At 63.7% G+C, this 4,215-nt stretch carries 5 protein-coding genes and 1 pseudogene; 4 read left to right on the forward strand and 2 right to left on the reverse strand.

Annotated elements, in window-relative coordinates:
* Positions 1–9: 9 nt before the first annotated feature.
* Together B3F77_RS06105 and ruvA are read right to left on the reverse strand one after the other, a co-directional pair.
* On the reverse strand, positions 10–678 hold the full coding sequence (locus B3F77_RS06105; RefSeq protein ID WP_293604102.1) for a hypothetical protein: 669 nt from the start codon (positions 676–678) through the stop codon (positions 10–12).
* Positions 679–727: 49 nt separating this feature from the next.
* Positions 728–1,300: a Holliday junction branch migration protein RuvA gene (gene ruvA / locus B3F77_RS06110; protein WP_293604103.1), complete on the reverse strand. Its 573-nt coding sequence runs from the start codon at positions 1,298–1,300 to the stop codon at positions 728–730.
* A gap of 94 nt (positions 1,301–1,394) precedes the next feature.
* Here ruvA and B3F77_RS06115 point away from each other — a divergent pair, with 94 nt between their 5' ends.
* The 4 genes and pseudogenes from B3F77_RS06115 to B3F77_RS06130 form a co-directional block, all read left to right on the forward strand.
* Complete coding sequence (locus B3F77_RS06115; RefSeq protein WP_293604104.1) at positions 1,395–2,417, forward strand: PhoH family protein; 1,023 nt, start codon at positions 1,395–1,397, stop codon at positions 2,415–2,417.
* The gene (ybeY, locus tag B3F77_RS06120; protein WP_293604105.1) at positions 2,407–2,859 is read left to right on the forward strand and encodes an rRNA maturation RNase YbeY; all 453 of its coding nucleotides are present in this window, start codon (positions 2,407–2,409) and stop codon (positions 2,857–2,859) included. Before B3F77_RS06115 ends, ybeY begins: the two co-directional genes overlap by 11 nt.
* A gap of 141 nt (positions 2,860–3,000) precedes the next feature.
* Positions 3,001–3,088: pseudogene (locus B3F77_RS20915) on the forward strand (ParB-like protein); the annotation flags it as partial.
* A 146-nt stretch (positions 3,089–3,234) separates the two neighbouring features.
* On the forward strand, positions 3,235–4,215 hold a 981-nt coding region (locus tag B3F77_RS06130), incomplete at its 3' end, for a SulP family inorganic anion transporter (RefSeq protein ID WP_293604107.1).

Consider the following 4,215-nt stretch of genomic DNA (forward strand, 5'->3'; position numbering starts at 1 on the left):
CATTGAACGCTAAATGGTATAAGTGGCCGTTTGTGCGTACATGTCGGCAAACTCTTCGGGTTTGAGGTCAGGCACCAGCATGGCCCGAAAACTCTGGTCTTGCTCCATCAGATCCGGGTCGCCTGCCAACAGCAACTCCAGCGACAAATCACGCAGCAGGCGAGTTTGCCCCGCCAGATTTTTGGCAAGTTGCTGGGGGCTTGATACCGTGGGTGTGACCTCGGCCAAAAAGCAGGTAATCAACTCGTCCCAGCGGGCGGACGCGTCTTTGGCTGGGGCTACGTGCTCGCCATTCAACTCATCCAGGCTGATTTCCATGCGCTTTTCACCGCCGACGAACCAGATGAAATCGAGGTAGTTCGTTAATAGCAGGTTGGGCAGCGCCTCAAGATAACGCTTGAGCTGGTTCGTTTTGAGCGTGGCTTTGAGGCTTTTGTCCACATCTTTGGCCTCAACAAACCCCATCACCGAGGCGCCCTTGCGCACGATGTAATCGGGCTTGTTTTCGCGCTGGATGGCTTTGGGCTCGTTGGTGGCCAGCAAGTCAGTCGCAGCAGACTCGATCAAGGCTTTAAGGGCGCTACGGTGCGTGTGCTCAGTGGCGTCGCCGCGCGACAACTCTTTTTGCAGGGACTGAAGATAGGCTTGGATGGGATGAGAAGGGCTGGCAGGAGTCATGGCGTGCATCGTAGCAGCGCGGCGCCTGCTTCACTCTGGCTCTATCAGCCTATTTCGCCAGCGCCTTGAGCGCCAGCTTGATGCCGTCGCTCACGCCCACATCCTGCGGCAGGGCTTTGAGCGCCAGCGCCGCATCGCGGTCGCTGTAGCCCAGCGCCACCAGCGCCTGCAGGATGTCGGACTGCGCATCGTCCACCACGCTGACCTGCACGCCGATGTCGGCGCCGAGCTTGCCCTTGAGTTCGAGCAGCAGGCGTTCGGCGGTTTTTTTGCCAATGCCGGGCACCTTGATGATGCGGCCAACCTCCTGGCGGGTGACGGCCTGGGACAGGTCTTCGACGCTCATGCCGCTGAGCACGCTGAGCGCGGTGCGCGGCCCAACGCCGGAGATCTTGATGAGCTGGCGGAACGCGGCACGCTCGGCGGCACTGCCAAAGCCGTAGAGAATTTGCGCATCTTCGCGCACCACAAAGTGGGTCAGCAGGCTGACTTTTTCGCCCAGACCGGGAAGGTTGTAGAAGGTGCTCATGGGCACCAGCACCTCATAGCCGACGCCGTTGCAGTCCACCAGGATTTCCGGGGGGGTTTTTTCGGCCAGCTGGCCAGTGAGTCTTCCAATCATTGATGAATCTTATCAGTCGGGTGGGGTCACAGATTTAGGCGGACAATCGGGTTCCTTCCCCTTTTCTGTACCTTTCCTCAGGAAAACCAGCGCCGTGATTCTTCGCCACACCTTCACGCCACCCAACAATACCCGCATGGGGAATTTGTGCGGGCCCATGGATGCCCACATCCGCACCATCGAGGCGGCGCTGCAGGTCACGATTGCGCACCGCTTTGAGCAGTTCAAGATCGAGGGCACCAAGGTCAAGGCCCAGCAGGCGCTGGAGGTGTTGCAAGCCCTGTACGAGATGGCCCAGCGACCGATTGAGGAAGAAACCGTGCAGCTCATGCTGGCCGGCGACATCGCTTTGACCACGGCGCCCGATGGCGCAGTGGCGCTGTCAACCCGGCGCGCCGACCTGCGTGCGCGCACGGCCAACCAGGGCGCTTATCTCGAAAACATCGCCACCTACGACATCACTTTTGGCATTGGCCCGGCCGGCACCGGCAAGACCTACCTGGCGGTGGCCTGCGCGGTCGATGCGCTGGAGCGCAGCACCGTGCAGCGCATTGTGCTGACGCGTCCGGCGGTAGAAGCCGGCGAGCGCCTGGGCTTTTTGCCAGGCGACCTGAGCCAGAAGGTGGACCCTTACTTGCGCCCGCTGTATGACGCGCTGTATGAGCTGATGGGCCTGGAACGCGTCCAGAAAGCGTTTGAACGCCAGCAGATCGAGATTGCGCCGCTGGCCTTCATGCGCGGTCGCACGCTGAACCACGCGTTTGTGATTCTGGACGAAGCGCAAAACACCACGCCCGAACAAATGAAAATGTTTTTGACGCGCATCGGTTTTGGCAGCAAGGCCGTGGTGACGGGCGACGTGAGCCAGATCGATTTGCCGCGCACGCAACTGAGCGGACTGGTGGACGCCGAGCGGGTGCTCAAGCGCGTCCAGGGTATTGCGATAACCCGCCTGACCAGCGCCGATGTGGTGCGGCATCCGCTGGTGGCGCGCATTGTGGATGCCTACGACAAACCACAGAGCCCAGTCGTCAACGCTGAAAGCGCCATGAATGCTATTGATTCAATAGCTCCTTCCGCCCGTCCCTCAAGGGCCAGGAGCCGAAATGGCTCTTAAAAACCTGAGTTTGTCGCTGCAGTTCGGCGATCTGTTGGAGGCAGACCGGCACCGCGCCGCCCTGCCGCGTCACAGCGTGGCACGCTGGATACGTCATGCGCTGGTGCGCGATGCCGAGATCACGGTGCGCATCGTGAACGCCGAAGAAGGCCAGGCGCTGAACCGCGACTACCGGGGCAAAGACTACGCCACCAACGTGCTGACCTTCGACTACACCCGGGAACCCGTGGTGACCGCCGACCTGGTGCTGTGCGCGCCGGTAGTGGCCCAAGAGGCGAAAGAGCACAAAAAAACACTGCAAGCCCACTACGCCCACCTGCTGGTGCATGGCACGCTGCACGCGCAGGGCTATGACCACGAAACGAGTGAGCGAGACGCGCTGGAGATGGAGGCACTGGAGATCCTTCTGCTCGGCGCGCTGGGCTACGACAACCCGTACTGAAGGATTCTTGCGGACAATTTACCGCTCATGCCCGGAAGGCCCGCCATGCACACCCGTCACCAGCACCTGTTCAAGACCGACCTGTGCCAACTGCGCCCTACCCAAATCACCGTGGGCTACGCCGAGGTCGAGCAAAAACACGGCCTGGCCGGCGAAGTCCGCCACGCGGGCGGCTTCCCGAAAGACGCCACGCCGTTCACCGAATTCCTGTGGGCGGACTTCTTCCGCCGACGCATCAAGCCTGCGCAAGTCCAGCGCGACCCCGATGCCTCCCTGCAGGCGGCCCTGACGCTGTGCCACAGCCCAGAAGCCGCCCACCTGTCGGCTGGTCGGGCGAAGCGCCGCTCCTGACCGCATAAGCCTCCGGCGCATGCAATGAGCGACGTCCACCAACCGACCCACCCAGGCAGCACCGCCTCAGGATGGACGCTGTGGTGGCCCGATCTGCTGGCCGGCGTTTCGGTAGCCGGCGTGCTGCTGCCCGAGGCCGTCGCCTACGCGGCCATTGCAGGCGTGGAGCCCATGCACGGCCTGTTGGCAGCCTTGGCCGGTCTATGCATCTACCCATTGTTCGGTACCAGCCGCTTCGCCGTGGTGGCCCCCACCTCGTCCGCGGCGGCGGTGTTCGCCTCGGCGGTGGCCATTGGCGGACCGGCCATGGGCTATGCACTGGTCGGCCTGACCGGCGCGCTGTTCCTGGCGGCCGCAGCGCTGCGTGCGGGTTTCCTCGGCGCCTTCATTTCGCGCCCGGTGCTGCGCGGCTTCGCCTGGGCGCTGGCGCTGACCATCGTGCTCAAGCAGTTGCCGCACATCGCGGGCGTGCACATCGATGCCTCGCAGACCGGCTCGCTGCTTTGGGGCCTGCTGGCTGAAGCGGCACACTGGCACCGGCCCAGCCTTGCGCTGGGCGCGGCGGCGCTGGTGCTGTGGCTGGCGCTTTACCACGGACTGCGGCGCTGGCTATTCCTGCCGACCTCGCTGCTGGTCCTGGGACTGGGCGTGGCGCTGTCGGCAGCACTTGACCTTGGAACGCAGGGCGTGGCGCTGGTGGGCAACATCGCCTGGCAACCGCTGGCCTGGAGCCTGTCGGCCTTGAACAGCGAGCATTGGCTGCGCGCGATGGAGATCGCGCCAGCGCTGCTGTTGGTCCTGTTCGCTGAATCCTGGGGCTCGGTACGCTCGCTGGCGCTGCAATGCGGTGACCGGGTCGACGCCAACCGCGAACTGCTGGCCCTGGGCGCGGCCAACCTCGCCAGCAGCTTGGTGCAGGGCCTGCCAGTGGGCGCGGGTTTCTCCGCGGCCTCAGCCAGCCAGGCGGCCGGCGGGCGCAGCAAATGGGCGGGCGTGGCCGCCGCG

The sequence above is a fragment of the Polaromonas sp. UBA4122 genome, assembly GCA_002381615.1.
In the GTDB taxonomy this organism is placed as follows: domain Bacteria; phylum Pseudomonadota; class Gammaproteobacteria; order Burkholderiales; family Burkholderiaceae_C; genus Polaromonas.

Coding starts and splice junctions, on each gene's coding strand:
- B3F77_RS06105 (WP_293604102.1), bottom strand. CDS start 678: ATGACTCCTGCCAGCCCTTCTCATCCCATCCAAGCCTATCTTCAGTCC.
- ruvA (WP_293604103.1), bottom strand. CDS start 1,300: ATGATTGGAAGACTCACTGGCCAGCTGGCCGAAAAAACCCCCCCGGAA.
- ybeY (WP_293604105.1), top strand. CDS start 2,407: ATGGCTCTTAAAAACCTGAGTTTGTCGCTGCAGTTCGGCGATCTGTTG.